Origin of the sequence: Rhodococcus jostii RHA1 (genome assembly GCF_000014565.1) — a bacterium.
GTDB lineage: Bacteria > Actinomycetota > Actinomycetes > Mycobacteriales > Mycobacteriaceae > Rhodococcus_F > Rhodococcus_F jostii_A.
In genome coordinates this window covers 4,216,419-4,241,644 of the sequence record NC_008268.1, presented here as the reverse complement: position 1 = coordinate 4,241,644, position 25,226 = coordinate 4,216,419, and the positions used below count along the sequence as shown (strand labels likewise).

General features: G+C 68.8%; 28 protein-coding genes. 14 read left to right on the top strand and 14 right to left on the bottom strand.

Annotated features, from left to right (window positions below; all coding sequences use genetic code 11):
* Nucleotides 1-51 precede the first annotated feature (51 nt).
* The gene (gene serS / locus RHA1_RS19640; protein ID WP_009477118.1) at nucleotides 52-1,308 is read right to left on the bottom strand and encodes a serine--tRNA ligase; all 1,257 of its coding nucleotides are present in this window, start codon (nucleotides 1,306-1,308) and stop codon (nucleotides 52-54) included.
* Nucleotides 1,309-1,341: 33 nt separating this feature from the next.
* Nucleotides 1,342-1,761: an ankyrin repeat domain-containing protein gene (locus tag RHA1_RS19635; RefSeq protein WP_009477117.1), complete on the bottom strand. Its 420-nt coding sequence runs from the start codon at nucleotides 1,759-1,761 to the stop codon at nucleotides 1,342-1,344.
* Between the two features lie 81 nt (nucleotides 1,762-1,842).
* Between RHA1_RS19635 and RHA1_RS19630 the strand changes: the two genes are divergently transcribed.
* From RHA1_RS19630 to RHA1_RS19610, 5 genes are all read left to right on the top strand, one after another.
* Nucleotides 1,843-2,949 (top strand): septum formation family protein, encoded by a 1,107-nt coding sequence (locus tag RHA1_RS19630; RefSeq protein ID WP_011596550.1) that lies wholly within the window; start codon nucleotides 1,843-1,845, stop codon nucleotides 2,947-2,949.
* Nucleotide 2,950: 1 nt separating this feature from the next.
* Nucleotides 2,951-3,301: a metallopeptidase family protein gene (locus tag RHA1_RS19625; protein WP_009477115.1), complete on the top strand. Its 351-nt coding sequence runs from the start codon at nucleotides 2,951-2,953 to the stop codon at nucleotides 3,299-3,301.
* A gap of 149 nt (nucleotides 3,302-3,450) precedes the next feature.
* A complete protein-coding gene (locus RHA1_RS19620; protein ID WP_005260458.1) occupies nucleotides 3,451-3,756 on the top strand; it encodes a PE family protein in 306 nt (101 codons plus the stop codon).
* A gap of 34 nt (nucleotides 3,757-3,790) precedes the next feature.
* A complete protein-coding gene (locus RHA1_RS19615; protein WP_041811743.1) occupies nucleotides 3,791-4,987 on the top strand; it encodes a PPE family protein in 1,197 nt (398 codons plus the stop codon).
* On the top strand, nucleotides 4,984-5,838 hold the full coding sequence (locus tag RHA1_RS19610; RefSeq protein ID WP_011596548.1) for an ESX secretion-associated protein EspG: 855 nt from the start codon (nucleotides 4,984-4,986) through the stop codon (nucleotides 5,836-5,838). Before RHA1_RS19615 ends, RHA1_RS19610 begins: the two co-directional genes overlap by 4 nt.
* Here the strand turns inward: RHA1_RS19610 and RHA1_RS19605 are convergent.
* The 4 genes from RHA1_RS19605 to RHA1_RS19590 are packed head-to-tail and all read right to left on the bottom strand — an operon-like array spanning nucleotide 5,780 to nucleotide 9,571.
* Nucleotides 5,780-7,183, bottom strand: a complete 1,404-nt coding sequence (locus RHA1_RS19605; RefSeq protein ID WP_011596547.1) for a lipase maturation factor family protein — start codon at nucleotides 7,181-7,183, stop codon at nucleotides 5,780-5,782. The two genes, RHA1_RS19610 and RHA1_RS19605, sit on opposite strands and share 59 nt — an antisense overlap.
* Nucleotides 7,184-7,238: 55 nt before the next feature.
* On the bottom strand, nucleotides 7,239-7,910 hold the full coding sequence (locus RHA1_RS19600) for a histidine phosphatase family protein (RefSeq protein WP_009477110.1): 672 nt from the start codon (nucleotides 7,908-7,910) through the stop codon (nucleotides 7,239-7,241).
* Nucleotides 7,907-8,824, bottom strand: coding sequence for a prephenate dehydratase (gene pheA / locus RHA1_RS19595; RefSeq protein ID WP_050787336.1), 918 nt, complete (start codon nucleotides 8,822-8,824; stop codon nucleotides 7,907-7,909). Before pheA ends, RHA1_RS19600 begins: the two co-directional genes overlap by 4 nt.
* Nucleotides 8,825-8,878: 54 nt before the next feature.
* Nucleotides 8,879-9,571, bottom strand: a complete 693-nt coding sequence (locus tag RHA1_RS19590) for a hypothetical protein (protein WP_011596545.1) — start codon at nucleotides 9,569-9,571, stop codon at nucleotides 8,879-8,881.
* 116 nt (nucleotides 9,572-9,687) lie between these two features.
* Between RHA1_RS19590 and RHA1_RS19585 the strand changes: the two genes are divergently transcribed.
* The 4 genes from RHA1_RS19585 (at nucleotide 9,688) to RHA1_RS19565 (ending at nucleotide 13,359) form a co-directional block, all read left to right on the top strand.
* Entirely contained in the window at nucleotides 9,688-10,452 is a 765-nt protein-coding gene (locus RHA1_RS19585) for a DUF2470 domain-containing protein (RefSeq protein ID WP_011596544.1), read from the top strand.
* A 37-nt stretch (nucleotides 10,453-10,489) separates the two neighbouring features.
* The gene (locus tag RHA1_RS19580) at nucleotides 10,490-11,308 is read left to right on the top strand and encodes a CPBP family intramembrane glutamic endopeptidase (RefSeq protein ID WP_050787335.1); all 819 of its coding nucleotides are present in this window, start codon (nucleotides 10,490-10,492) and stop codon (nucleotides 11,306-11,308) included.
* Nucleotides 11,309-11,572: 264 nt separating this feature from the next.
* Nucleotides 11,573-12,784: an LCP family protein gene (locus RHA1_RS19570; RefSeq protein ID WP_011596542.1), complete on the top strand. Its 1,212-nt coding sequence runs from the start codon at nucleotides 11,573-11,575 to the stop codon at nucleotides 12,782-12,784.
* 23 nt (nucleotides 12,785-12,807) lie between these two features.
* Nucleotides 12,808-13,359 carry a ferritin gene (locus RHA1_RS19565; protein ID WP_029539687.1) on the top strand — a complete coding sequence of 184 codons (552 nt, stop codon included), beginning with the start codon at nucleotides 12,808-12,810 and terminating at the stop codon, nucleotides 13,357-13,359.
* A 10-nt stretch (nucleotides 13,360-13,369) separates the two neighbouring features.
* On the opposite strand, the gene RHA1_RS19560 is transcribed toward RHA1_RS19565, so the two are convergent.
* On the bottom strand, nucleotides 13,370-14,560 hold the full coding sequence (locus tag RHA1_RS19560) for a lipase family protein (protein ID WP_009477103.1): 1,191 nt from the start codon (nucleotides 14,558-14,560) through the stop codon (nucleotides 13,370-13,372).
* 223 nt (nucleotides 14,561-14,783) lie between these two features.
* On the opposite strand from RHA1_RS19560, the gene RHA1_RS19555 reads away from it, so the two are divergent.
* Nucleotides 14,784-15,329: a ferritin gene (locus tag RHA1_RS19555; RefSeq protein ID WP_029539686.1), complete on the top strand. Its 546-nt coding sequence runs from the start codon at nucleotides 14,784-14,786 to the stop codon at nucleotides 15,327-15,329.
* Between the two features lie 68 nt (nucleotides 15,330-15,397).
* Here the strand turns inward: RHA1_RS19555 and RHA1_RS19550 are convergent, their stop codons facing one another.
* Genes RHA1_RS19550 through RHA1_RS19540 form a run of 3 tightly spaced genes read right to left on the bottom strand, consistent with a single transcriptional unit; the run spans nucleotide 15,398 to nucleotide 18,090 of the window.
* Entirely contained in the window at nucleotides 15,398-16,312 is a 915-nt protein-coding gene (locus RHA1_RS19550) for a DUF5926 family protein (RefSeq protein ID WP_011596540.1), read from the bottom strand.
* 33 nt (nucleotides 16,313-16,345) lie between these two features.
* Nucleotides 16,346-17,110, bottom strand: coding sequence for a glycerophosphodiester phosphodiesterase (locus tag RHA1_RS19545; RefSeq protein WP_009477100.1), 765 nt, complete (start codon nucleotides 17,108-17,110; stop codon nucleotides 16,346-16,348).
* On the bottom strand, nucleotides 17,107-18,090 hold the full coding sequence (locus RHA1_RS19540) for a DUF4328 domain-containing protein (RefSeq protein ID WP_011596539.1): 984 nt from the start codon (nucleotides 18,088-18,090) through the stop codon (nucleotides 17,107-17,109). The genes RHA1_RS19545 and RHA1_RS19540 overlap by 4 nt, the downstream gene beginning before the upstream one ends.
* 456 nt (nucleotides 18,091-18,546) lie before the next feature.
* Between RHA1_RS19540 and RHA1_RS19535 the strand changes: the two genes are divergently transcribed.
* Complete coding sequence (locus RHA1_RS19535) at nucleotides 18,547-20,328, top strand: hypothetical protein (RefSeq protein ID WP_011596537.1); 1,782 nt, start codon at nucleotides 18,547-18,549, stop codon at nucleotides 20,326-20,328.
* On the opposite strand, the gene RHA1_RS19530 is transcribed toward RHA1_RS19535, so the two are convergent.
* Complete coding sequence (locus tag RHA1_RS19530; protein WP_011596536.1) at nucleotides 20,329-21,195, bottom strand: S49 family peptidase; 867 nt, start codon at nucleotides 21,193-21,195, stop codon at nucleotides 20,329-20,331.
* A gap of 41 nt (nucleotides 21,196-21,236) precedes the next feature.
* Between RHA1_RS19530 and RHA1_RS19525 the strand changes: the two genes are divergently transcribed.
* Nucleotides 21,237-22,166, top strand: a complete 930-nt coding sequence (locus tag RHA1_RS19525; protein WP_011596535.1) for an LLM class F420-dependent oxidoreductase — start codon at nucleotides 21,237-21,239, stop codon at nucleotides 22,164-22,166.
* On the opposite strand, the gene RHA1_RS19520 is transcribed toward RHA1_RS19525, so the two are convergent.
* Nucleotides 22,163-22,642 carry a RidA family protein gene (locus RHA1_RS19520; RefSeq protein ID WP_009477094.1) on the bottom strand — a complete coding sequence of 160 codons (480 nt, stop codon included), beginning with the start codon at nucleotides 22,640-22,642 and terminating at the stop codon, nucleotides 22,163-22,165. The genes RHA1_RS19525 and RHA1_RS19520 overlap by 4 nt on opposite strands.
* Nucleotides 22,643-22,769: 127 nt before the next feature.
* On the opposite strand from RHA1_RS19520, the gene RHA1_RS19515 reads away from it, so the two are divergent.
* Nucleotides 22,770-23,183: an ester cyclase gene (locus RHA1_RS19515; RefSeq protein ID WP_011596534.1), complete on the top strand. Its 414-nt coding sequence runs from the start codon at nucleotides 22,770-22,772 to the stop codon at nucleotides 23,181-23,183.
* Nucleotides 23,184-23,209: 26 nt separating this feature from the next.
* Nucleotides 23,210-23,521 (top strand): DUF3303 domain-containing protein, encoded by a 312-nt coding sequence (locus RHA1_RS19510; protein WP_005562556.1) that lies wholly within the window; start codon nucleotides 23,210-23,212, stop codon nucleotides 23,519-23,521.
* Nucleotides 23,522-23,527: 6 nt separating this feature from the next.
* On the opposite strand, the gene RHA1_RS19505 is transcribed toward RHA1_RS19510, so the two are convergent.
* Together RHA1_RS19505 and RHA1_RS19500 are read right to left on the bottom strand one after the other, a co-directional pair.
* Nucleotides 23,528-24,121 carry an Rv1733c family protein gene (locus tag RHA1_RS19505; RefSeq protein WP_011596533.1) on the bottom strand — a complete coding sequence of 198 codons (594 nt, stop codon included), beginning with the start codon at nucleotides 24,119-24,121 and terminating at the stop codon, nucleotides 23,528-23,530.
* Between the two features lie 108 nt (nucleotides 24,122-24,229).
* On the bottom strand, nucleotides 24,230-25,171 hold the full coding sequence (locus tag RHA1_RS19500; RefSeq protein WP_011596532.1) for an AraC family transcriptional regulator: 942 nt from the start codon (nucleotides 25,169-25,171) through the stop codon (nucleotides 24,230-24,232).
* Nucleotides 25,172-25,226: the final 55 nt, after the last annotated feature.

Below are 25,226 nucleotides of genomic sequence, written 5' to 3'. Positions count from 1 at the left end.
TCATTTCGGAATTCGCGCAAGGGTAGCCTTCCCAAAACCCTGGGCCTGCTTTTATGGCTTCAGGACATCCGTCCCCACGAACGGCACGAGTGCCTCGGGCACCCGGACGGTGCCGTCGGACTGCTGGTGGTTCTCCAGGATGGCGACGATCCACCGGGTGGTGGCGAGGGTGCCGTTGAGGGTCGCGGCCGTCTGCGGCTTCCCGTTCTCGTCGCGGTACCGGACACCGAGACGACGCGCCTGGAACGTCGTGCAGTTGGACGTCGAGGTGAGCTCGCGGTACGCCTGCTGCGTGGGCACCCAGGCCTCGCAGTCGAATTTGCGGGCCGCCGACGACCCCAGGTCGCCGCCGGCCACGTCGATCACCCGGTAGGGCACGTCGATGGCGGCGAGCATCTCGCGCTCCCACGCGAGCAGTCGCTGGTGCTCGGCGTCGGCGTCCTCGGGCTTGCAGTACGTGAACATCTCCACCTTGTCGAACTGGTGGACCCGGATGATGCCGCGGGTGTCCTTGCCGTAGCTGCCGGCCTCGCGGCGGAAGCACGTCGACCAGCCTGCGTACCGCTTGGGGCCGTCGGCGAGGTCGAGGATCTCGCCCGAGTGGTACCCGGCGAGCGGGACCTCGGACGTGCCGACGAGGTACAGGTCGTCGTCGGCGAGGTGGTAGACCTCGTCCGCGTGGGCGCCGAGGAACCCGGTTCCCGCCATGATCTCCGGCCGTACCAGCACCGGTGGGATCATCATCTGGAAGCCGTTGGCCATCGCCTTCTGCGCGGCCAGCTGCAACATTCCCAGCTGCAACATCGCGCCGAAGCCGGTGAGGAAGTAGAAGCGGGCGCCGGAAACCTTCGCGCCGCGCTCCATGTCGATCAGCCCCAGCGACTCACCCAGCTCGAGGTGGTCCTTGGGTTCGAAGTCGAACGCGGGAATGTCGCCGACCGTCTCGAGGGTGACGAAGTCGTCCTCGCCGCCCGCGGGTGCGCCCTCCTGGACGACGTTGGAGATCGCCCGGTGCGCGGCGTCGAGCGCGGCCTGCGCCTCGTGCTGCTCGGCCTCGGCCTGCTTGACCTTGGCCGCTAGTTCCTTGGAGCCCTCGAGCAGCGCCGGACGTTCCTCCGGGGACGCCTGCCCGACCTTCTTGCCGAACGCCTTCTGCTCGGCACGCAGGTTGTCGCCGGCGAGAACGGCGGCGCGCCGGGACGCGTCGGCCTCGAGCAATGCGTCGACCAGGGCGGGATCTTCGCCACGGGTGCGCTGCGACTCGCGGACGGCGTCGGGGTTCTCGCGGAGGAACTTCAGGTCAATCACGGCTTCAAACCCTACCGGGCGCCGCTGAGCGGCTCACTCCGGTTTCGGTTCGAGCAGGCTCAGAAGGTCCTCGCGGCCGAACATGCGGGCGGCGTCGACGGCGGTCGGGTGGCCGGCCGTGGCGTCGGCGCCACCGGCGACGAGGGTCCGCACAACGGCGTCCTCACCCTTGAACAGCGCCCCTGCCAGCGGAGATTGCCCCTTGTCGTTGAGGCGGTCGACGTCGGCGCCGCGGTCGATCAGGACCTGAACGGTCTCGGCGTGACCGTGGTAGGCGGCCAGCATCACCAGGGTGTCGCCGTTCTGATTGGCCAGGTTCACCGGGACGCCCGCGTCGAGGTACGTGGCCAAGGACACGGCGTCACCGGATCGTGCCGTGTCGAACACGCGCCCGGCGAGCTCTTGCAGTTCAGGATCCACCGGCTCGGCGGACTGCTGAGGATCGTCACTCATGGTCGTCGAAGTTACGCCAGGTTCGAGCCGATTGCGGGAGTTGTTCTGCTTCCACGATCGGAACAGGCATTATGGAAATCGATGTCCTCAGATCAGTCGAACGGCGCCGAACCCCAGCCGAAGAATGCCGGGCAACCGGAGAAGGCGCCCCGCAGCATGTCCGCGACCACGACGCGTCGCGCGCTCGCGGCCGTCGCGGCAGGTGCCGTGGTGGCGGCGATCGCGACGTTCGCGATCGCCGGCGGTTTCAACCGCAGCGAGAACCTCCCCGCGCACTCGACCGGTGCCGGACCGCAGGCGACGGGTTCGGTGGAGGGCGACGCGTTCGCTTCGGCGGCGGCAGGCGACTGCCTCGACTGGACGCCGTCGAACGATCCGCAGGAAGACCGGAAGGACGTCGCGAAGGTCGACTGCTCGGAGGAACACCGGTTCGAGGTGGCGGCGCCGCTGGATCTCAGTGTGTATCCGGGTGCCGAGTTCGGTCCGGGTTCGCGTTACCCGGGTGCGCTGCGGTTCGCCGCGCTGCGCGACGAACACTGTGTGCCCGCCGTCGATACCTACCTCGGCGCGAAGTTCGATCCGTACGGCAAGTTCAGCGTGGGTCTCATGTTCCCCAGCGAGTCCGGTTGGGCGGCGGGCGAGCGCACACTGCGGTGCGGCCTCCAATTCTCCAGCACCGCAGGGACGTTGCTGCCGTTCGCCGGCAAGGTGGCCGAGCAGGACCAATCCAACATCTGGGATCCGGGCACCTGCATCGGCATCAACCAGAACGTGCCCACCGATCCCGTCGGCTGCGCGCAACCGCACGCCTTCGAGGTCATCTCCGTCGTCGACCTGGCCACCCAGTTCCCCTCGTCGATGCCGACCGTCGAAGACCAGGACAAGTACCTCGAGGGTGTGTGCACGCAGGCCGCCAACGAGTACCTCGGTTCCGCCGACGCGTTGCGGAACAAGACGCTCACGCTGTTCTGGGACAACCTGGAACTCGACAGCTGGCTCGCGGGCAGCAGGCGGGTGAACTGCTCGGTGGGCAAGGAGACCGACGCCGGCGGCTTCTCGACCATCACCGGTTCGGCGAAGGGCGAGATCCTCATCAACGGCGCGGCGCCCGTGCCGCCGCCGCCGGTTCCGGAGGGCAGGTCGATGCCGACGCCGCTTCCCGGCGCAGCTCCGGTCCCCGGGAACTGATGTGGCGGTGAGCATGACGCCCGACCGATTCGAGGAATTGGTGGGCGACGCACTCGATCTGATCCCACCCCAGCTCGCGGCCGCGATCGACAATGTCGTCGTCCTCGTCGACGACCGCAACGACGAGGACCCCTATCTTCTGGGCCTCTACCACGGGATCGCGCTGACGGAACGGGACAGCCATTACGGCGGATCGCTGCCCGATACGATTACCGTCTATCGCGACGCCCTCCTCGAAATCTGCAGTTCGGAGGAGGAAGTCGTCCACGAGGTGGCCGTCACCGTGATACACGAGGTTGCGCACTACTTCGGGATAGAAGAAGATCGCTTGCACGAGCTCGGCTGGGGATGAACGGTTTTCCCGAGAAGAAATTCTCGGGATCGGGGGGAAACGAAGAGCGCGTTGCAGCGTCCAAGTGTGTAGGGACAGCTGCACATGCAGTTCGTTTGCCGGGGGGCAACTGCCTTCCGCCTGCCTAGGTCAAGAAGGAGTTCGACGCCATGCCAGCTCTGCACGTCGCACCTGAAGCTCTTGTCGCCGCCGCCGTGGAACTCGACGCGCTCGCCGCGCGTCTCGAGACCGCGGTCGCTCTCAACTCCGCGGCCATCCGCGTGCTCCCCTCCGGGAGCGAAGAGGTGTCTCTGCACGCGGCCGGTTACTTCGACACCGTGGCCAACACGTTCACTCCCGCTGTCGCCCAGGGCATTCTCGAGATGCGCGAGACCGCGAACACGCTCCGCACCCAGGCCGCGCTGTATGTCGCCGAGGACCTCGCGCTCGGCGCGTCCCTCGCTGCGGGCATGTGACGGCCGGCGCCTCGAGACCACTAGGAGATCAAGCATGACCATGGGACTGACAGGTGTCATCTGGTTGCCCCGAGGGGCGACCGTCAACTCGACCACCCTCGCCGCAGGCGCGGGCCCGGTGCCGCTGAGCGTGGCGAGCGCGGCGTGGACGGCGCTGTCCACGAGCTTCGTCGACGCCAACCTCACACTGGTCCGCGTGATGGCCGAACTCGCGGCCGGCTGGCAGGGTGTCTCGGCGGCCGCGGCGCTCGCGAAGATCACGCCGTTCACGGTGTGGACCGCCGAATGCGCCGAGCTCGCCGCGGACACCGCAGCGAAGGCGGGGCTCGAAGCGGGCGCCTACACCACTGCCGCGCTCATCATGCCCAGCATCCCCGAGATCGTCGCCGTGAAGACCGCGAAGGCCACCGCGTATTCGACGGGTGGGGCGCTCAACGGCACCGCCGCGGCCGCGGAAGCCGCGGACCGCGCGATGGACATTCGCGCCGGTCTCGTGATGGAGGGTTACGAGGCCGCGTCGAACATCCTGGCGCTCGAGCGCACGTACAGGCAGCCCCCTCGGATCGTCACGAAGGCCGATTCGAAGGAGGTCGGGACGTTCGACGAAATCCCGTCCGACGGTGAATTCGATCCGACCCGTGCCGCGGCTGCCGCCATGATGGCCGCCGGCCAGAACCCGGCCGTCACCACGGCCGCGTCGCAGGTCGGCAGCATCGCGGGCACCACGGTCTCCACCGCCACGTCGGCGGCGAGCAACATCGGTGGCGCGGCGCTGTCCGCGGTCACCGGTGGCGGCGTCACGCCGATGGTGGGCGGCGCGCCGATGATGTCCGGTGGCGCGTACGGCGGCGGCTCCGCCTCGACCAGCGCTGCGGCAGCCCGCACCTCGGTCGGTGCGATCGGCGCCGGCGCCGCAGGCGGGGCGACCCTGCCCGAAGGCTGGGGCAAGACGGACGGCGGCCAGGGCGCGCGGCCCGGCGCACCGGCAACGGCACCCGGCGGGGTGATCGGAGACGTTCGCGCCGAAGTGAACCCGGCTGCGGCGGCGCGCGGCACCACCGGTAGCGGACCGATGACGGTCGGGCGCGGCGCGGCGGGGGCGGGTTCACAGGACGAGGACGAGCGGGAGACCCCCGACTACCTGAAGAACTTCGAGCACTTCTCCGACGGGCGCACCGTCATTCCGTCGGTCATCGGCGCGAACCCCGACCACCGGGAGTCCGGACGGTGATCGATCTGGGCACCCAGCCGGGCGTACCGACCCTCCCGGCGGTGACCCTGAGCCTCGACGAAATGGATTATCTCGTCGACACGCTCGCACTCGACGTGCTGACGGTGGTGCTCGACGCCATCCCGCGGTACGACACGTACGACGCCAGGGACGCAGCGTTCCGCGGCGCCGTCGACACCCTCGCCGCCCGGGATCTGCTCCCGGGCGGCGGGGTTCACCCCGAACTCGTCGACCGCCTCCGGGTTCTCGCCCGACCGCTGTGGGAGATCGCCCTGCGCTGGTACGTCGACGGCAGCATCTCGAGGCTGTGCATCTCCCGGGGCGAGACCCTCTCGGTGCTGGCCCTGCGCGCCGGTGACACGTACGTCGTCCAGGATGCGGGCGCCGACATCTTCGCCCCCGTCATCGGAGCACTGGGGGCCGCGGACCCGATGAACGTCGGCGTCGTCAACGCACCCACGGTCCAGCTCGGCGAAGTCTTCGATCACGGCGGGGACGGCAAGTCGCTCGCCGCCGCCCTCACCGCACTCGGGGTGACGGCGGCCGACGCGACCGTCCTCGGCAACGGGATGGCAGCCTGCACCACCTACGCCGAGATCGTCGGAATCGTCTACGGCGACGGACGATACGATCCCGTGGGTGGGCCCGTCACGGTCTTCGACACGTCGGCGGGACGCATCGTCGGCACGTCCAGTGTTTCCGCGCACGGGGTGGCGTGGTCGTCGCTCAGCCCCGGCACCCCGCAGCGCCTGCGGCAGGCGCTGGAGTCGCTGACCGACCGGCTCCGCCGACCTACACCGGTTGCCGCTTCCACCATGCGCCGGTCTCGCGGCGCTCCTTCCAGGTGGTGAACTCGTACCGGTACATGCGCGCACGCACGTGTTTCGGCGGCTCCTCCGGGAACGGGTTGTACTGCAACAGCTTCAGAGTGTCGCGATCGTTCCGCAGCAGCCGCTCGACGAAACCCCGGAACCACGGTTCGGCGTAGCCGGGCGAGATCGCCGTGAACCAGAACAACCAGTCGAGCCGAAGGTGATACGGCGCGAACTGGCGCGGCCGCCGGCGAACGTCTCCCGGTTTCCCCTTGAACTCGTACTCCTTCCACTCGGAACGCACACTCGCATGTGCGTCCGACGTGCCCTCCACGATCACCTCGTAACGCACCCGGGTGATGCTGCCGAACGCGCCGTACGTGTTGACGAAATGCCACTTGTTGAACGACGCATTCATGCGCTGCCCGTGGGAGATCAAGTTGCGAATCGGCCAGTAGCTCAACACGACGACGAGCGCCGTCACCGCGATCACCGCCGCGACGAAGGGCATCGGCGCCGAGTCGCCGGCGGCCGGGACGTCGACGGGCAGCACCTTCTCGTACACGCTGTCCGGGATGACGGACAGTCCCAGCACGATGGTCGTCCAGTTCAGCCACGAGAAGTTACCGCTCGCCACCAGCCACAGCTGGGTGACGATCATGATCGTCGCGGCCACGGCAGCGACCGGTTGCGGTGCGAACAGCCCGAACGGCACCACCAACTGGGCGAAGTGGTTGCCGAGCACCTCCACCTTGTGCAGCGGTTTCGGCAGCCGGTGGAAATACCAGCTGAACGGCCCGGGCATCGGCTGGGTTTCGTGGTGGTAGTACAGGCAAGTGAGGTCCTTCCAGCATCGGTCGCCGCGCATCTTGATCAGCCCGGCGCCGAATTCGAGGCGGAACAGCAACCACCTCAGCACGAGCAGCACGAGAATCGGCGGACCGACCGAGGCATTGCCCAGGAAGATCGCGAGGAAACCCGCCTCGAGCAGCAACGACTCCCAGCCGAAGCTGTACCAGATCTGGGAGACGTTGACGATCGAGAGGTACAGCACCCACAGGGCGAACCACACGAACATGCACGCCGCGAGCGGAATGACCTGTGTCAGACCGAGCAGCGCGGCGAGGGACAGTCCGGCGCCGGTCCAGCAGACCGCCTCGAAGAATCGGTCCGAGTAGTGGAAATGGAAGATGCTCGGTGAACGTCCGAACGTGACGGCGCGGAGAAAGTTCGGGATCGGCAGCATCCCGTTGCTGCCGACGAGCGGCCTGAACTGGTTTCTCGCAGCCACGAACGCGACGAGATAGATCGCGGCTAGCCCCTCGGTGACGAGCAGCCGACCGAGCGAATAGTCATCGCCAACGAACCAATCCACCGCCGTCACTCCTCGAGGACGGTTTCCTCCATCGTCGCGCAACCCCAGGGTGCACGCAACGACGTCACCCCATCGGGTCGTCGGCGCCGGGGATCACCCGGTGCTCGAACGGTGGCTCGACGGTTCCCCAGCGCACGCACTCCCAGCCGCCACCCGCGAGTGGTGTCAGCTCGACCGACTGTGTGTTGGCCAGATGATTGTTGGCGGCGAACAGCCCGGGCACCCCGGCGAGTTGCGCTGCCACGAGCCGGATGGCGGCGCCGTGGCTGACCAGCACGACGTCTCCCGATTCCGCCGGGTCGTCGAGGTATTGCTCACGCAGGGAGTCCACGACCGGGACATACCGTTCGAGGATGTCGTGGGCGGATTCCCCGCCGGGGACGCGGGCGTCCAGTTCGCCGGTGTGCCACAGGTGGAACGTCTTCATGAACAGCTTGTGCGACTCCTCGTCGCTGCGGTCCTCGAGTTCACCGGCCTGGGCCTCGTGCAGGCCCTCCCGTACCTGAACGGCGATGCCCGACGCGAGTTCGACGAAGCGCGCCGTCTGCCGGGCGCGCAGTGCCTGCGAGGACACGAGGGCGACCGTCGTCGCCTTCGCGGCGAGGTCGGTGCCCAGCCGTTCGGCCTGGGAGAGCCCTTCGGGTGTCAGCCGGGCACCGGGCAGCCGGGTGTCGAGCCTGCGCTCGACGTTGGCCTCGGTCTGCCCGTGCCGGACCAGGATCAGCTTGCCGCTCACGATTCCCTCTCTCCCTGACGGATTCGTTCGATCCAGTCCGCTGCGTCTCCGTCGGACGGCGGCGGCGGGCCGCTGGGGTTCGCCGCGGGCCAGGACCCGAGGAACCGCACGTGCGACTTGCGGTGCAGCGCACGGAACGCCTCGGCGACGAGCGGGTCGTCGATGTGCCCGATGCAGTCGACGAAGAAGCGGTACAAGCCGGGGGTGGTGCGCACCGGGCGCGATTCGATCCGGATGAGATCGATTCCGCGGGTAGCGAACTCGGAGAGCACACCGACGAGGGAGCCGGGGGTGTTGTGGGGTTCGAGCACGGCCGACGTGCGGTCGCCGCCGGTGCGTGCGGGCACCTGGGTCGGCGCGGTGACGAGAACGAACCGGGTGCGGGCGCTCTTCTCGTCCGCCACCCCGTCGGCGAGGCTGCGCAGCCCGAGCCTTTCGCCCGCGAGGGCGGTGGACACGGCGGCGTCGGCGAGGCCGTTCGCAACGTCCTCGGCGGCGCCCGCGTTGGAGGACGCCGTCTGCAGATCGGCGCCGGGGCAGTTCTCCTCCAGCCAGATTCGCACCTGACCGGCCGCCACCGGGTACGCCCGCACGGTGCGCACCTGATCGAGCCGCTCGATGCCGGCCCTGCCGAGGATCGTGAACGCCACGTCGAGCTCGGTCTCGGCCACGATCTGCAGGCGGTCGCCCAGCGCGAGCGAGTCGAGGGTGGGCACCACGGCCCCCTCGACGGAGCTCTCGATGGGAACGACGGCACCGTCGACGACGCCGTTGCGCACCTTGGCCAGGCTGGCGGGCGGACTGGTCGCGGCGACCCGCTCGACCGGGCCGTCGAAGGCACCCGCGGCCTCGAGCTGGGCGAGCGCCATCTCCGTGAAGGTTCCCGAGGGTCCGAAATACGCGATCTTTGGCACGCCTACGAGATTACGCACCGAGCGTTGACGGACCGGCGCATTGACGGTGAATGTTTACCGCAGACCCGCGTCCGCCAGCTCACGGGCGACGAGCGCCGGATCGTGTACCTCGACCCCCAGCAGGACCTCGCGGACGGCCTCCGCGGCCTCGGGGATCAGCGAGGTGAGCCTCGTCGGATCCGGTGCCGCGAGCGCCGCCCGCACGTCGTCGCCGCGCAGGGACGCGACCGTCCCGGACAGAAGCGCGAGCACCTCGGCCGTGTCCCGGGCCCTGGCCACGTATCCGACGTCCGCGTGCGCGAGGACGGCCAGGAAGTCGGCGACCTCGCCGATGGCGTGCCCGCTCGCGAGGCCCGGGATGCGGCCGGCGTCCGCGAGTTGCTGCGCCGTCTCGGCGAGACCGGGGTCGTCGCTGCCGTCTGCGGTGACGAACACCGCGAGCGGAGACGGCAGCCGGAGCGCGACCGCGTCGCCGAGTTGGTCCGCGGGGCAGTCGAGGTGGAACCGGACCGCCTCGTAGGAGGCCTGCTCGCTGGTGCGGAGAGCGGCGGGGTCGACGTCGAGACCCACGATGATGCGGCCGGCGTCGGTCCCGGCGGCGTCGAGCAGCGCGGACGCCGGAACGACCCGCGGTCCGAGTGCGCCGCCTGCGGCCGGGCCGGTGTCCTGGGATCCGCTGAGAAGTTCGGTGAGCAACGACTGCGGTTCGCGGGAGCGCGGGACACCGAGGGAGAGAGGTATAGCCACCTCCCCACCGTAATGCCCACCTCGTGGACCGGATTCGTCTCGGGGTCTTGCCATCGCCGACTCGCCCACATTAGGTTAGGGTTACCTCAGTATCGCGGAACCCTGAAGGAGGCTCCATGCCCGTCACGACCACCGGTCCGTCCACCGCCGAGCGTGTGCGTAGCTCGTGCGCACGGACCCAGGACGCGGTACTCGCCGTCGAAGGCAGCGCACCGACCGTCACGTCGGTACACCACCTGCGGTCCAGCGGCGACGTCGTGGTCGCCGTGCCCACCGAATCGGCGGCCGCCACGCTGTCCTGGCTCGCCGGTGGCGGCGGGATCCCCGCCGTGCTCGAGCTGACCGACAACTCACCGCTCGCGCTGCGTGAGCCCGTGCGGTCACTCGTCTGGCTGCGCGGCAACCTCCACGCGCTCTGCGAGGCACACACCCGGACGCTGGCCGACGAGGTGGCGTCCGAATACCCGCACCCCGGACTTCTCGACATCGGGCACGATGCGACGCTGCTGCAACTCCGCCTCGAGTCGGCGGTGGTCGCCGATTCCAGTGGCGCCGAACCCGTCGCCCTCGACGACCTGCTCGCCGCCCGGCCCGACCCGTTCTGGGAAATGGAAACCGCCTGGCTCCAGCACCTCGACGAGGATCACCGCGACCTCATCGACATGCTGTCCCGCAAATTGCCGCCGCACATGCGACGCGGACGTGTCCGCCCGCTGGGCATCGACCGGTACGGACTGCGACTGCGCGTCGAGAACGATCACGGCGACCGCGACATCTGGATGCCGTTCTCCGCGCCGGTCGACGACGCCGTCGCGCTGAGCAGGGCGATCCGGCTGCTGGTGGGGTGCCCGTTCGTGAACGGACTCCGCGCGCGCGGCTGATCGGCATTCCGGTTCGGCGCGCGCTAGCGTGTGCCGCGTGATCTCGCGTGCAACGCTCGCCTCCTGGATACGGCCCGCATCGCCCGAACCGGCCGCTCCGCCGGCCACCGGGAGTGAGCGGCGTGCCCTGTGGATCGAGATCACGATCGTGCTGCTCGTCACGTTCGGGACGAGCGGACTGTCGGGACTGCTGTCGCTGTCCGAATCGCTGCTGACCCCGGGCAACCTCGCCGATCAGGCCGTCGCCCTCAACGTCTCCCGCGCGGAGAACCAGATCATCGACGTCGCCCGGCAATTGCTCGGCGTGGTGAAACTTCTCGCCTGGGGCGCGCTGGGTCTGTATCTCCTGTGGCGCAGCGGCCTCGGGCCGTGCGCCGTCGGGCTCGGCCGACCCCGTTGGCGTCCCGACGCGACGCAGGGTGTCGGGCTCGCTGCCCTGATCGGTCTGCCCGGGCTCGGCTTCTACCTGCTGGCCCGCGCGATCGGCGCCAACCTCACCGTCGTGCCCAGCACGATCGGGGATCACTGGTGGCGGCTGCCGGCCCTGATCCTGTGGGCGATCGCGAACTCCGGCGCGGAGGAAGTGCTCGTCGTCGCATATCTGGTCACCCGGCTGCGGCAACTCGGGTGGAGCGAGAATTCGTCGCTGCTCGCGTCGGCGGTGCTCCGCGGGACGTACCACCTCTACCAGGGTTTCGGCGGTGGGCTGGGCAACGTGGCCATGGGTCTGGTGTTCGGCCGGTACTGGCAGAAGACTGGACGGTTGTGGCCTCTCGTGATCGCCCACGCCACCATCGATTCGGTCGCGTTCGTCGGCTACGCCGCCCTGCGCGGGCACGTCGGCTGGATTCCGTAATCCGGTGGGACCAGTAAAGTCGTGCGGGTGACCGGCGACGCCCCCTACCCTCCGCTGCCGCCCCGTCCGCCCCGGCGGACGCAGGGCGGGCCGCAGGTGCCGCCGCCCCCGAACCGCCGAATGCCGCCACCTGACCAGCGGGTTCCTCCGCAGACGCGGCGGGTGCCACCGCAGGGTCCCCCGCAACAGGGACCTCCTGCGCCCCGCCCGCGACACCCCGCTCCCCGGCAGGGTCCCCCGGCGCCGCCGCCGGAGGGCACCCAGGTGATCCGCCGCGACGGTCGGGGCGCCCCGCCGCCGCCCCAGCAGGCGTGGTCGCAGGCCCCCGAACCGCAGTTGTCCCGGTCGGCGCCGCCGCAGGGTCCGCGCGGCTACGCGCCCACCCAGACGCCGCAGCCGTTCCGCGACGCGCCGCCACCGCCGCCTCGGGTGCCCGACCGGCGTCCCCCTCGCACGCCACCACCACCCCCTCCGCTCGCACCGCCGCGGACCCCGGAGCCCCCGGCGCAGCGACGTCCCAAGCGCAAGCGGAACTGGGGCCGGCGTATCGGCATCCTGTTCCTGGTGCTGGTCCTGGCGCTCGCGGGCATGACGTACTACCTCGACAGCTCGCTGAACCGGATCGACGCGCTGGCCGACTACCCCGGCCGGATCGACGACACCCCCGGCACGAACTGGCTGCTCGTCGGTTCGGACAGCCGCACCGGGCTGACCCCCGAGCAGGAACAGGAGTTGTCGACCGGCGGCAACAGCGGCCCCGACCGCACCGACACCATCATCGTGGTGCACGTCCCCAGCGGCGGCGGCCCGGCGACGATGGTGAGCATCCCGCGCGACTCGTACGTGTCGATCCCCGGCTACGGCGAGGACAAGATCAACGCGTCGTTCGCGTTCGGTGGTCCGCAACTGCTGACCCAGACGGTCGAGGAGGCGTCCGGTCTGCACATCGACCACTACGCCGAGATCGGGTTCGGTGGTTTCGCCGGCATCGTCGACGCGATCGGCGGCGTCGACATGTGCCTGGACACCGCCATCGACGATCCGCTCGCGGGGATCAACCTCGCGCCCGGCTGCCAGGAACTGTCGGGGGCGCAGGCCCTCGGCTTCGTCCGCAGCCGCGCGACGGCGCTCGCCGACATCGACCGGATGAACCATCAGCGGATGTTCATGGCGGCGTTGATGTCGAAGGCCACCAGTCCCGCGACGTGGCTCAACCCGTTCCGCGTCTGGCCGCTCGTCACCGACACCGCCGCATCGCTGCGTGTCGACGAGAGCGACCACATCTGGCACCTCGCCGCACTCGCCTGGGCGGTACGCGGCGACATGGTCACCACCACCGTCCCCGTGGGCGGTTTCGAGGACGTCGACGGTGCCGGGAACGTGCTGCTCTGGGATCACGAGCGGGCGTCCCAGTTCTTCGACGCGCTGGCGAATGATCGTCAGGTCCCGGCCGAACTGGTCACCACCGGACCGTGACCGACGCCCGTAAACTGACACCCATGTCTCAGTCGGCGCCGAAAGCACCCAGCGAGTTCCATGCCCTCCTGCAGCAGCAGATCCGCAACGAGTTCACCGCATCCCAGCAGTACATCGCGGTGGCCGTCTATTTCGACTCGCACGATCTCCCGCAACTGGCTCGCCGGTTCTATTCGCAGGCCGCCGAGGAGCGCGGCCACGCGCTGATGATGATCCAGTACCTGATCGACAACAATCTCCGCGTGACCGTCCCCGGCATCGACGACGTGGTCACCGATTTCGATTCGGTGCGCGGCCCCGTCGCTCTGGCGGTGGAACGGGAACGCGCCGTCACGGAACAGATCACCAAGCTCGCCCGCACGGCCCGCGACACGGGCGACTACCTCGGCGAGCGGTTCATCCAGTGGTTCCTCGAAGAACAGGTCGAGGAGGTCGCCAGCATGCACACGCTCCTCACCATCGTCGAGCGTGCCGGCGACAACCTGTTCGACATCGAGGATTTCATCGCCCGCGAGATGAGCGGGAACTCACCGATCCGTCCGGGCGCGCCGAAGAGGGCGGGCGGCGGCGTCTGACCCTTCCGGGTCAGCAGCGGGTGGGCGCCGGTTCGCCGCGGAACCGCGCGGCGACGTATTCGTACGCGTCCGGAAAGCCCACCACTGCCGTCGTCATGTGCTCGGAGATCTCGTACGGGACGAACGTCAGTCTGGCGCCTGCAGCGCAATAGCGGTGCGCGGTCTCGGCAACCGAATCGAACGGTGTCAGCCCGTCGAGCGTGCCGTGCCACAGGTAGAGAGGCGCGGTCGGGACACCCTCGAAATACCGCAGACTGTTGTCGCGCAACACCTGATGCGCACCCGAACTCGCCATGAGACTGGTCGACGCCGCCAGCTGTCCGGCGCTGCGGAAGGCGCCGTGAAACAGGAGGAACCGGCGGCATTCGTTCGACATCCACTCGCGCAGCCACAGCCCGGTCTCGTTGAGCTGCGACGAAATCGGTAGCTGGTCCGGGTATTCGCGTTCCAAGCCGATCGCGGCGGCGAACGCGAGCCCGAAGCCCGGGTGCGGATTGAAGCCCAGGCCCTGGGCCATCTGTTCGAGGTCCGCGGGAATCCCACCCGCCACCACCGCGTCGAGTTTCAGCTCCGGCGCATAACTCGGGGCCAGCGCGGCGGCCCAGGCACTGGCCATTCCCCCACCCGAATATCCGGCGAGCGCCACCGGGCTGTGCGACAACCCCAGTTCGGCCACCCGCTGCACCGCCCGGACGCTGTCGAGGGTGATCATGCCGCCGAGTTTCGCGGCACCGTACGCGCCGGTCGGGCCGAGATGGTCGGGCACCGAGACCGCCCAGCCGCGTTGCAGACCCAGATACAGGCCTGGCGACTCCTGCAGTTCCAGATTGAACAACGACCGCGACGGGGCGCACTTGGTTCCGAGCGAATTCACGATCGCCTGATACGACACGAGCGGAGGATTCGCGACACCGCGGGGAAGCAGCACCGTCGTGACGGCCAGGATCGGATGCCCCGTCGAGTTCGTCGACCGGAACGCGATCTGCCACCCGTCCGAGTTCGCGTACATCCAGGTGTCGATCCGCCGCGTCCGGACGACGTCGCCGGGACGAAGGACCCCGAGGTCGGGCGGAGCGAGATAGAAGGGGTCGGGATCCGGCCACGGATACAACGGTTCGGCCTGCGCCGGGGCGGGAATGGTCGCCCCCAGGAAAAGGGCACCGAGGATCAACGCGAGCCACGTACCGAATCGTCTCAACATGTGCCTGCCCCTCCGCACCGTCGGAACGCTGTGAATTTTATACACGGGCGGGCGCCCGCCGACGTGGTTTGCCCCGTTCCCGTCGAGCCTCCGCCGCCAGCTCAGGTTAGGAAAATGACATCAGAATGGTCCCGAAATTAGGTTGACTTTAGTTTGGGAACGCTTCCCAAAATTAGGTTGAACTTGGATGACACCCGCTCTGACCAGCGATATTATCCATTTCATGACTTCCGCTGACGCGCACAAGACGAAATTCCACGCTCTGCTCCACGACCAGATTCGCAACGAATTCAACGCGTCACATCAGTACATCGCGACTGCCATCTATTTCGACAATGCGGACCTGCCGCAGTTGGCCAAGCACTTCTACAAGCAGGCCGTCGAAGAGCGCAACCACGCCATGATGATCGTCCAGTACTTCCTCGACCGCGACATCTCCGTGGAACTGTCGGGTGTCGACGCGGCGAAGGGCCAGTTCGAGAACACACGCGAGCCGATCGCCCTCGCCCTGACGCAGGAGCAGACGGTCACCGAGCAGATCGTGCAGCTGGCGAGCACCGCCCGCGAGGAGGGCGACTACCTCGGCGAGCAGTTCATGCAGTGGTTCCTCAAGGAGCAGGTCGAGGAGGTCGCGAGCATGACGACGCTGCTGACCATCGCCGACCGCGCGGGCAGCAACCTGTTCGATCTCGAGGAGTTCGTCGCGCGCGAGATGAGCGGCCCCGCAGACACGTCCGGGGCACCGCACGCGGCCGGTGGTTCCATCTAGGCGGCTCCGCCGCCCGTGAGGGGTTGACGAGTCTCTGCACTCCTCAACCACTCACGGGCCCGTAGGGCCTATCGCAACGTGACCTGGCGGCCGCGCAGTCCGTCGCGGGCGCGACGCTCCTCGGTGGTCAGCGGCGCGTCGACGGCGAGCGCTTCGGCCAGTCGCTGACCGAGTTCGACGGTGGCGGCCGCCCACTCGTTCGCATGCTTTTCGCGGTCCAGGTCGAACACCGGGACCAGCAGGCCGTGTGTCCGGAACGACCCCGCGTAGCGCGAACCCTCACCGAGGTGCAGGCCGCCGGTCGCGTGCACGCGCGCCAGAGCCAGCATCAGATCGTCTTCGTTCTCCGGGCGCACCCAGCGGATGTGCGCCTTCTCTCCCGCATCGACCCACCACGCCGCGACGACACCTTCGGCCTCGACGCGCGCGGACGGCATGATCGCCGCATTCGCGTGCTGCACGGTGGTCGCGACCTCGGGGGCCGGCTCCACGCCTTCGGGAATCCACCAGTTGAAATCCTGGTGCACGGTGATGTCGAGCGGTGCGTCCGCGTCGATCACGTCGGCCAGTGCCGGGGTGTCGGATCCGGGGTTGGCGGAGGTCAGCGATTCGCCGGCCGCGGCGTCACGGACCCAGGCGACGGAGGCGGCCAGATCGGCGCCGAGATCCGCGGAATGCGCCTGGACCTGCACACCGACGAACCCGGTTGCACTGTCGCCCTCGTCGCGGACCAGCGCCGCGACGGCACCGGGCAGCACGGTCGCGAGGGTCACCGGACGGGACGAATCCTTGACGGGCAGCGGGGCGGTCGCCGACGGGACGAACTCGCGCAGCGCCACCAGATCGCATTCGGCGGCGAGGCCTTCGAACGGCCGGGTCACGGCCGCTGCGGCGCTCTCCCGTTCCGCCTGCCGCTGCGCGAGCTTCTCGGCGCGGGCACTACCGGGCTTCGGACCACTGTTTCTCTTGCTCTTCTTTGCCACGACGCCAAAACCTACACGCCGACGCCGGTCCGGTCAGGACGCCAGCCACTTCTTGGTGCGGCCGGGGTGGTTGGTGGCCACCCAGCTGACCCCGAGTTCGCGGCACAGTTCGACGTCGCTGCGGTTGTCGACGGTCCAGCAGTAGGTGGCTCGTCCTGCGGCGGCGGCCTTGTCGACCATGTCCGGGTGTTCGTGCAGCGTCTTCACCGACGGACCGACCGCGGTGGCGCCGACGGTGGTCGCGGCTCCCCCGCCGAGGTACCGGGCGGATTCGCCGAGCAGGACGGTCGGGAGCATCGGCGCCGACCGGCGGATCCGCCACACCGCTCCGGCGGAGAACGACATCACCACGGCGCGGGAGTGGTCGGCGGACGGCGGTGCGGCGATGCCGAAGCGTTGCAGTTCGGCGAGCACCTTGCTCTCGACGAGGCCGCCGAAACGCACGGGGTGCTTGGTTTCGATGAAGAGTTTCACTGGGCGCGCCGACCAGTCCAGGGTGAGCGCGATCAGCGCACTCAGCTCGAGGAGTTCGGCGGGCTCCTCTTCGGTGCCGTAATTGAACTCCGCGAGCTCCTCGAGGGTCATCTCGCTGACGACGCCGGTTCCGGTGGACGTCCGGTCGACGGTGCGGTCGTGGACGCACACGAGGTGGCCGTCGCGGGTGAGCCGCACGTCGCATTCGAGTCCGTCCGCGCCCTCTTCCAGCGCCAGCTCGTACGCCGCGAGGGTGTGTTCCGGCATGGCCGCCGAGGCGCCGCGGTGCGCCACGACCAGGGGTCCGCGCCGGTCGGGGCTCACGATGCGACGGCTTCCCGGTCGCCGGCCTCGGACGTCTTCTCCGCGGACTTCTCCGCGTCCGTCAGCGGCGGCGGGTCGGTGGCGATCACCCAGCGGGTGACGGGTTCCTTCGCCCCCTTCAGCGTCCGGCCCTCGAGTCGTCGGAGCACCATCAGTGCGAGTACGGCCGTCGCGGAGGCGACCAGCGCCGTGAAGGCGGCCAGCAGGACACCGTCCGCCATGGCCTGCAGTCCGGGCCTGGACCGCCAGAACCAGTTGAAGACGACGAGCACCGCCCCGAAAATCCACAGGCTCCACCAGGCTCGGACCAGTAGGACGGCGCGGGGGTCGCGGCGAATCACCTCGAGCAGGTATACCCCCGGCATCACCAGGTTCAGGCCCGGCACCGCGCAACCGACGATCACCTCGGTAGGGGTGCGCGGGTCGGACGTCTTGGCTCGGGCGAACGTGCGGCGACGCATCCGCAGCAACCAGCACACACCGCCGATGCCCGACAGCAGCGCGAGGAGCATCCCGCCGGCCTGGCCGAGGAACACCGCGATGTCGGACACGGCGAGCAGGGTGGGGTCGATCAGCCGCGTGCGGTTGCGGAGGAGGACGGCGTACCGGCCCAGTTCGGCGATCACGGCGAACGCGTACAGACCGGCGGTCAGGGTGAGGAAGAAGGCCGCCTTGCCGGCGAGCAGTTCCGGCCAGTCGCGCCGCGTAGCGGCGGTCTCGACGTGATCGTGGAGTCCCCAGCGGGGGATCTCGGTGTAGTGCGGGGTGGGGCTCGGCGCCGGCGGCTCGGCCGCGAGGCCACTCCGCCGCAGCGGGGATCGCGCGATCCAGCGGAATCCCCGGCTCGCGGGTGGCTGGTGCTGGTCGGTGCGGACGGGGGCGAGCAGCACGCCGTGGCAACGGGGGCACCACTGCGCCGGGGAGCCGAGGACCGGCCACCGAGCCGCGCATCGCGCGCACACCTGAACGACGACGCTCATCCCCTCCGCACCCACTTCACATTGCCGATTCTGTCACGACCCGCGAATGCGGGCAGCCCACGACCGAATCGTCCTTTTTGGGGAGAATGTGTGAGCTGCACCACGGAAAATGCCGAGTTATCCACAGTTTCCACAGGTTCATACACAGTTATGGACAGTGTGAGTAGTGCTCATACACAGGTCAGAGCGCATGCGAATCCGGGATTGTTGACAGCTTCGGATGAACGGTCCACAACGGTGGATGAATTTGACATCGCAGCTCGGTGAACAATCGGACTCGGTGACCGACGGCTCGGCCCGGAATTACCCCTCCAGTTCGGATCGCCCGCGAAGCGACCCGAGAACTCCGGACCGGCCGTCGTCTCCCCCACCTGTGCCGGGCGAAAATGCCCCGACACTTGATCTGACGCAGCCCGGCGCGGTTTGGTTCCACCTGATCTGTAATCTCGGAAAACGATGACGGACGACGTCGGATCGCGGTGGCACCTCGGGCCCGCCCGTGTCCTCCAGGTGGCCGCCGCCCTCGTCGTGGTGCAACTTCTCGTGCGGACGTGGGTGGCCGCGAACAGCGACTTCTACTGGGACGATCTGATCCTCGCCGGGCGCGGCGGAAGCCTCCCCCTGCTCTCCGCCGACCTCCTGCTCTACGACCACGACGGTCACCTCATGCCCGGCGCTTTCCTGGTGGCGGGTATCGCGACGCGGTTGGCGCCGTACGAGTGGATCCTGCCGATGCTGACGATGATCGCGCTGCAGGCGGTGGCGTCGTATGCGGTCTTCCGGCTGCTTCGCACGATCCTCGGGCCGCGTCCGGTCCTGCTGGTTCCGCTGGCGATCTATCTGTTCTCTCCGCTGACCGTGCCGGCTTTCGCCTGGTGGGCGGCGGCGCTCAACGCACTGCCGCTGCAGATCGCGCTGGCGTGGGTGGCGCGCGACGCCCTCGAGTTGTGCCGCACCGGGCGGCGGCGGTACGCGGTGTCGGGCACGCTCGTGCTGATCGCGTCGCTGCTGTTCTTCGAGAAGTCGGTCCTGGTCCCGTTCGTCGCGTTCGCGACCGTGGCGCTGCTCGCATACGTCGGCGAGCGGGAGCGGCCGGTGCGGTCGACGCTGCGGCGAGGTGCGGCCCTCTGGGTCCCGTCGGCGGCGGTGCTGGCGGTCTGGGCGGCGTTCTATGTCTCCACCGTCGCGTCGCAGTGGGAATGGGCGGGCGCGTCGCGCGCGTTCGAACTGTTCCACCACGGCACGTCGCTCGGGTTGCTGCCCACGTTCGTGGGTGGGCCGTGGACGTGGGACCGGTGGATTCCGAGTCCCCCGTGGGCCTCCCCGTCGACGGCGCTGGAGGTGGTCGGCTGGGTGGTCCTCGTCGCGGCGGTCGTCGCGACGGTCCGGCTGAAGCGCCGCATCGGCTGGGTGTGGATCCTCACGGCCGCGTACTTTCTGCTGTCGGTGACGGCGATGGTCGTCACCCGCTGGGGCGCGGACACCACCTACGAACTCGCGCAGACGCTGCGCTACTTCACGGACACCGCCGTGATCCTCGCGATCGGCGTCGCGGTGATCGCCCGTGCACCCCGCCGACGCGCCGACCCCGTCCGGGTGCGGCCGCTGGTGGCCGTCACCGCCGTGGTCGCGTTCGTCGCGAGCAGCCTGTGGTCGACATACACGTTCACCCGCAGCTGGGAGGAGAACCCGACCACGGCCTACCTCGCGACCGCGCGTGCGTCGCTCGCCGAACGGGACGACGCGCCGATCCTCCAGCAGCCCGCGTCCATCTGGGTGCTGTTGCCGGTGGCATACCCGAACAATCTGGTGAGCCGGGTGTTCGCTCCGCTGCGGGACCGCCCCGCGTTCTCCGACAGCACCCCCGACCTCCGGATGATCGACGACGCGGGTTCGGTGGTCGACGCCCAGGTCACGTGGGTGCGCGCGATCGAGCCCGGACCCGTCCCCGACTGCGGGAACCTGGTGGATCAGCGCAGTTTCGTGTCCCTCCCCCTCGACGGACCGCTGACCGGCTGGGAGTGGACTGCGCAGCTCAACTACATGGCCACCGCGGACGGTGAGATCGCCGTCGCGATGGAGGTCGGCAGCCCGGTGCGGGTGCCGGTGCAGCGCGGCCCGAATTCGGTGTTCGTGCGGCTCACCGGCGGCGGGCAGAGCGTGCGGGTGAGCACCCTGACCCCGGACCTGTCGCTGTGCATCGGCGCAGGCCCGGTCGGGGTCGTCGTGCCGAAGTAGTTACCGCCCGTACCGGGACCACGCGACGCGGGCACTGGCCGCACCGACGATCGCGGCAGCCACCTCGTCCCAGCTCGCGGCGGGCAGCCCGAGCTTCGCGAACAACGAGCGGCGCGGCCCGGTCATCTCGAGGGTCGCGTCGGGGAACCGCTTCTCCACCACCTCGCGCAGCGTGCCGATTCCGTCGACGATGCCGAGCTCGACGGCGCGGCGCCCCAGCCAGACGTCGCCGTTGAACAACTCGGCCCCGTCCGCCTTCAGCTTGTTCCCCCGGCGGCCCACCACCCAGTCGCGGAACTCGTCGTGGATGCCTTCCTGGATCTGTTCGAGCCACTGCACGTCCTCGGACTTCTCCGCGAAGAACGGGTCGAGGCGGGCCTTCGCCTCGCCGGCCGAGTGCAGCCGCCGTTCGATGCCCAGGCGGTCGATCAGTTCGGAGAACCCGAAGCCCGCCGAGATGACACCGACGGAGCCGACCACCGACGTGGCGGTCGCGTAGATCTCGTCGGCCGCGCAGGCCAGCCAGTAGCCGCCGGACGCGACGACGTCCTCGCAGAACGCGAGTACGGGCAGTTCGTGTTCGGTGGCGAGCTGACGGATGCGGGCGGCAATGTATTCGCTCTGCGTCGGCGACCCGCCGGGACTGTTGATCAGCAGCGCCACCGCTTTCGCACCGTGCGTGGTGAACGCGCGGCGCAGCGGTTCCTCGACCGATTCCGCACTCAGCACGCGCCCGAAACCCGCTCCGCCGGACGCGATCATCCCCTGCAGCCGGACCACCGGCACCACGCCGGCGCCGGAGCCCCCGAACGCGTCGGGCAGCTTGTCGGCCAGCGGTTTCGGCAGGTTCAGTGGGATCTTGGCCATGAAATCAGCGTACCGATCACGGATCGGGCAGAGTGGTTCACATGGAGTTGCGAATCTTTACCGAACCCCAGCAGGGTGCCACCTACGACGATCTTCTGGCGGTGGCGCAGGCCGCCGAACGTTTCGGATACGGCGCGTTCTTCCGGTCCGATCACTACCTGGCCATGAACACCGAGGGCCTTCCCGGACCGACCGATGCGTGGATCACGCTGGCGGGTCTCGCCCGTGAGACGTCCACGATCCGCCTCGGCACCCTCGTCACGTCCGCGACGTTCCGGCATCCCGGACCGCTCGCGATCTCGGTGGCGCAGGTCGATCAGATGAGCGGCGGCCGCGTCGACCTCGGCATCGGCGCCGGCTGGTACGAGGAGGAGCACCAGGCGTACGGCATCCCGTTCCCGCCGCTGAAGGAGCGGTTCGAGCGGCTCGAGGAAACCCTCGCCGTCATCACGGGGCTGTGGCGCACTCCGCTCGGTGAGACCTTCTCCTACGACGGGACGCACCTGACCGTCAAGGATTCGCCCGCACTCCCGAAGCCGCGGCAGCCGCAGGGTCCGCCCATCCTGATCGGCGGCACCGGCAAGAAGAAGACGCCAGCGCTGGCCGCGAAGTACGCGGACGAGTTCAACGTCCCGTTCCAGTCCGTCGACGAGACGCGGGACGTGTTCGAACGGGTCCGGCTCGCGTGCAAGTCGATCGATCGCGACCCCACCAGGTTGGTGTACTCCAACGCGCTCGTCCTGTGCTGCGGGCGCACCGAGGAGGAGATCGCGACACGCGCCATGAACATCGGACGCGAAGTGAGCGAGCTGCGCGAGAACGGACTCGCCGGGTCGCCCGCCGAGCTCGTCGACAAGATCGGCCGCTACGCCGAGGCCGGGTCGCAGCGGATCTACCTGCAGACCCTCGATCTCAGCGACCTCGACCACCTGGAACTGGTCGCCAGTGAGGTCGTTCCGCAACTGGGCTAGGCGAGCTCGAGTTCGGCGGCCACGACGACGGGCAGATTCAGGGGCAGCGCGGCCACCCCGATCGCCGTCCGGGCGTGGTCGCCGACATCCGGGCCGAATACGTCGAGCACCACCTCGGAGAACCCGTTGAGCACCGCGGTCGTCTGGTCGTAGCCCGGTTCGGCGTTGACGAACCCCGTGACGGTGAGCCACGCACCGATGAGGTCGAGATCGCCCACCGCGCGGCGAACCCCCGCCAGCACCGCGAGGGCGGTGAGCCGGGCGGAGTGCGTGGCATCGGCGGCCGACACGTCGGCGGGAACGGACCCGAACGGTCCGGCGGGTGTGCCGTCCTCGGCGAGCGGCCCGTGACCGGACACCAGCACCCTGCGGCCGTGCACGCGTACCCAGCTGAACGGCAACTCCACCCCCGGCGGCAGCTGGACGGCGCGGGGCAGCACCAGCCCCAGATCACGTAGTCGGGACTCCGCGCCCATCACCCCTCCGCTCGACGACTGCCCGGGTCATTCGGCGTGCTCAGCACCATTCCGTTCCCTTTCCAGCGGTGGAATGCTCGAAGTACGACCGGAACGGCCGTGTCACTCGAGTGCGCCGGAGGTTGTCATGGGTTCTGCGGAAGAAGCGGTAGTGCGTCGATTCTACGAGGAGATGAACAACGATCGGAAGAACGAGATAGCGGAGGAGCTGTTCAGCAGCGACCACGAGATGCACGATCCCCAGGTCCCGGGTGGGCCGGGTCCCGCGGGAATGGCTGCGGCGATCTCGGTCTATCAGAACGGGGTGGACGGGCACTGGACCATCGAGGAGATGTTCTCGGCCGGCGACCGCGTCGTCGTGCGCTGGACGGGCACGGGAACGCACGTCGGTGAGGTGAACGGGATTCCGCCGACCGGAAACAAGATCCGAGTGGATGCGATCTCGATCCATCGGCTGGCCGACGGCAAGATCGCCGAGACCTGGCAGGTGTGGGACACACTCGGATTCTTTCAGCAGCTCGGCGCGATCCCTGCGAGCTGATCCCGGCACACCCTCGGGAGGGTGCGATGAAATACGTGATTACCTGGACGCTGCGTGACGGTGGTTCCGCCGCCGAGAACGAGGCAGCTGCGCGGCGGAGCCTGGAAGTGTTCGCGAGATGGACGCCGGCGGAAGGGGCGACCTTCCATCATTTCCTCGGTCGTCTGGACGGAACCGGGGGATTCGCCTTCGTCGAGGCGGATGACCCGAACGACATCTTGGACGGTCCGACGAAATTCGGACCTTTCTTCGAGTTCCACGTCTACCCGGTCGCCGACATCGCCGTCACCACGCAGGCTGCGCAGCAGGCAGTCGAGTTCAGGGGCTCGATCAGCTGAGCGAGTTCAGTGCCGGGTGGTCGAATCCAGGAATTGGCGGAGGTCGCGGTCCCACTGCGCGTCGCGGGCGCGGTTCAGGGACGCGCGGCAGACGAGGAAGCCGGACAGCGCGATCATCATCACCGCGAACCAGGTGAACAGGCCGGCGATCACGCCGGCGATTCGTGCCGCGGACGGCGACATCGGTTCGGTGGTGAGGTTGCCGTCGGCGTTGACCCAGATGTCTTCCTTCGTCCCCGAAGGCGTGGCGGGGTCGACGGTGATGTCGGCGTGGCGGGTTTCGTTGCCCCATGTCCACTCGGCGGGGGCGGTGTCGACGCCCGACGGTGCGACGTCGGAGGTGACGGACACGCCGGTGGAGTCGGCGAGCGTGGTGGCCGAGACGGTGCGGTAGTCCGCGACCTGCTTCTCCGCCAGCGTCAGCTGACTGTCGATGGTCCGGGCACCCACGAGGATGGCCAGGGGGAGCATCGCGAACGCGAGCACCACGACCGCGAGGGTGAGCATGTTCTCGATCCGGTCCGAGCGTCGGAGTAGCGGGTTGTGCCGCTGACGGGCCGACCGCTTACGCAGCCCCCGTGCTTGAGAGTTGTTCCACATTCCGGATCCGGTCCTCTCGCCGACAATTCCCTACCATCCAGGGTCGTACGCAAGGCAAACAAGATCAAGTTAATCCGGTGTGTCTTTGGGCACTGTGCCGTAATACACTCATCTGCTCCCCGCCATCTCACGATGCTCCTTGGGGCTCACTCCGCGCACGCGTTTGAACGCCGCACTCAGCGCAAATCCGCTCCCGTACCCCACCCGCTGGGCCACGGACGCGACCGTGGCGTCGGGTTCGCGGAGCAGATCCGCTGCCAGGGACAGCCGCCAGCCGGCGAGGAACGTCATGGGAGGTTCTCCTACGAGGTCCGTGAACCGTCGTGCGAGGGCTGCCCGCGACATGCCGGTTTCCGCGGCGAGCGACTCCACGGTCCACCGGCGTGAGGGGTTGTTCTGCAGGATGCGCATCGCCTTGCCGACCACGGGGTCGCTCTGCGCCCGCACCCACGACGGCGCCTCGGCCGCCGGCCGCGCGAACCAGGCGCGCAGCACCGCGATCAGCAGCAGGTCGAGCAGGCGGTCGAGCACCGCTTCCTGTCCGGGTTCGTCCCGCACCACTTCGTCGTGCATGAGGGTGACCAGCCGCGAGTCCCAGTCGGCGCGGCGCTGCACGACGAGTTCCGGGAGCGCGGTCAGCAGTCGCATGCTGATCTCGCCCGGGGTCTGGTACGTCCCGGTCAGCATGACCGTGCGGCCGTCCGCACTGTTTCCCCAGGTGCGCACGCCGAGGTCCATCGTCTCGGCGAGTGGTTCCCCGCGGAGGGTCGTGCAACTCTGGTCGGGGTTGATGATCACGTGCGGCGGGGTGTCCGGATGGTCGGCGACGACGTAGCGCTCGGGTCCGCGAACTATCGCGACGTCACCCTCGGTGAGCTGCACCGGGTCGCCGGTGTGCGGAAGGATCCACGCCTCGCCCCGACCCATCGCGACGAGGCTGAGCGGCGCGTGGTCGTCGATCTGCAGCGACCACGGCGGTTCCATGATCGAGCGGAGCACGAACGCGCCTGCGGCGCGGGGACCACTGATGAGACCGGCGAGAGGATCCACACATCCAGCGTAGACGCTCGCGTATGGATCAGCGCGTTTCAGCCATGGAAAGTCT

What these genes read in the sequence shown, in the direction of transcription:
- RHA1_RS19635 (WP_009477117.1), bottom strand. Translation starts at nt 1,761, where the DNA reads ATGAGTGACGATCCTCAGCAGTCCGCCGAGCCGGTGGATCCTGAACTG.
- RHA1_RS19630 (WP_011596550.1), top strand. Translation starts at nt 1,843, where the DNA reads ATGTCCTCAGATCAGTCGAACGGCGCCGAACCCCAGCCGAAGAATGCC.
- RHA1_RS19620 (WP_005260458.1), top strand. Translation starts at nt 3,451, where the DNA reads ATGCCAGCTCTGCACGTCGCACCTGAAGCTCTTGTCGCCGCCGCCGTG.
- RHA1_RS19615 (WP_041811743.1), top strand. Translation starts at nt 3,791, where the DNA reads ATGACCATGGGACTGACAGGTGTCATCTGGTTGCCCCGAGGGGCGACC.
- RHA1_RS19585 (WP_011596544.1), top strand. Translation starts at nt 9,688, where the DNA reads ATGCCCGTCACGACCACCGGTCCGTCCACCGCCGAGCGTGTGCGTAGC.
- RHA1_RS19565 (WP_029539687.1), top strand. Translation starts at nt 12,808, where the DNA reads ATGTCTCAGTCGGCGCCGAAAGCACCCAGCGAGTTCCATGCCCTCCTG.
- RHA1_RS19560 (WP_009477103.1), bottom strand. Translation starts at nt 14,560, where the DNA reads ATGTTGAGACGATTCGGTACGTGGCTCGCGTTGATCCTCGGTGCCCTT.
- RHA1_RS19555 (WP_029539686.1), top strand. Translation starts at nt 14,784, where the DNA reads ATGACTTCCGCTGACGCGCACAAGACGAAATTCCACGCTCTGCTCCAC.
- RHA1_RS19540 (WP_011596539.1), bottom strand. Translation starts at nt 18,090, where the DNA reads ATGAGCGTCGTCGTTCAGGTGTGCGCGCGATGCGCGGCTCGGTGGCCG.
- RHA1_RS19535 (WP_011596537.1), top strand. Translation starts at nt 18,547, where the DNA reads ATGACGGACGACGTCGGATCGCGGTGGCACCTCGGGCCCGCCCGTGTC.
- RHA1_RS19530 (WP_011596536.1), bottom strand. Translation starts at nt 21,195, where the DNA reads ATGGCCAAGATCCCACTGAACCTGCCGAAACCGCTGGCCGACAAGCTG.
- RHA1_RS19525 (WP_011596535.1), top strand. Translation starts at nt 21,237, where the DNA reads ATGGAGTTGCGAATCTTTACCGAACCCCAGCAGGGTGCCACCTACGAC.
- RHA1_RS19520 (WP_009477094.1), bottom strand. Translation starts at nt 22,642, where the DNA reads ATGGGCGCGGAGTCCCGACTACGTGATCTGGGGCTGGTGCTGCCCCGC.
- RHA1_RS19515 (WP_011596534.1), top strand. Translation starts at nt 22,770, where the DNA reads ATGGGTTCTGCGGAAGAAGCGGTAGTGCGTCGATTCTACGAGGAGATG.
- RHA1_RS19510 (WP_005562556.1), top strand. Translation starts at nt 23,210, where the DNA reads ATGAAATACGTGATTACCTGGACGCTGCGTGACGGTGGTTCCGCCGCC.
- RHA1_RS19505 (WP_011596533.1), bottom strand. Translation starts at nt 24,121, where the DNA reads ATGTGGAACAACTCTCAAGCACGGGGGCTGCGTAAGCGGTCGGCCCGT.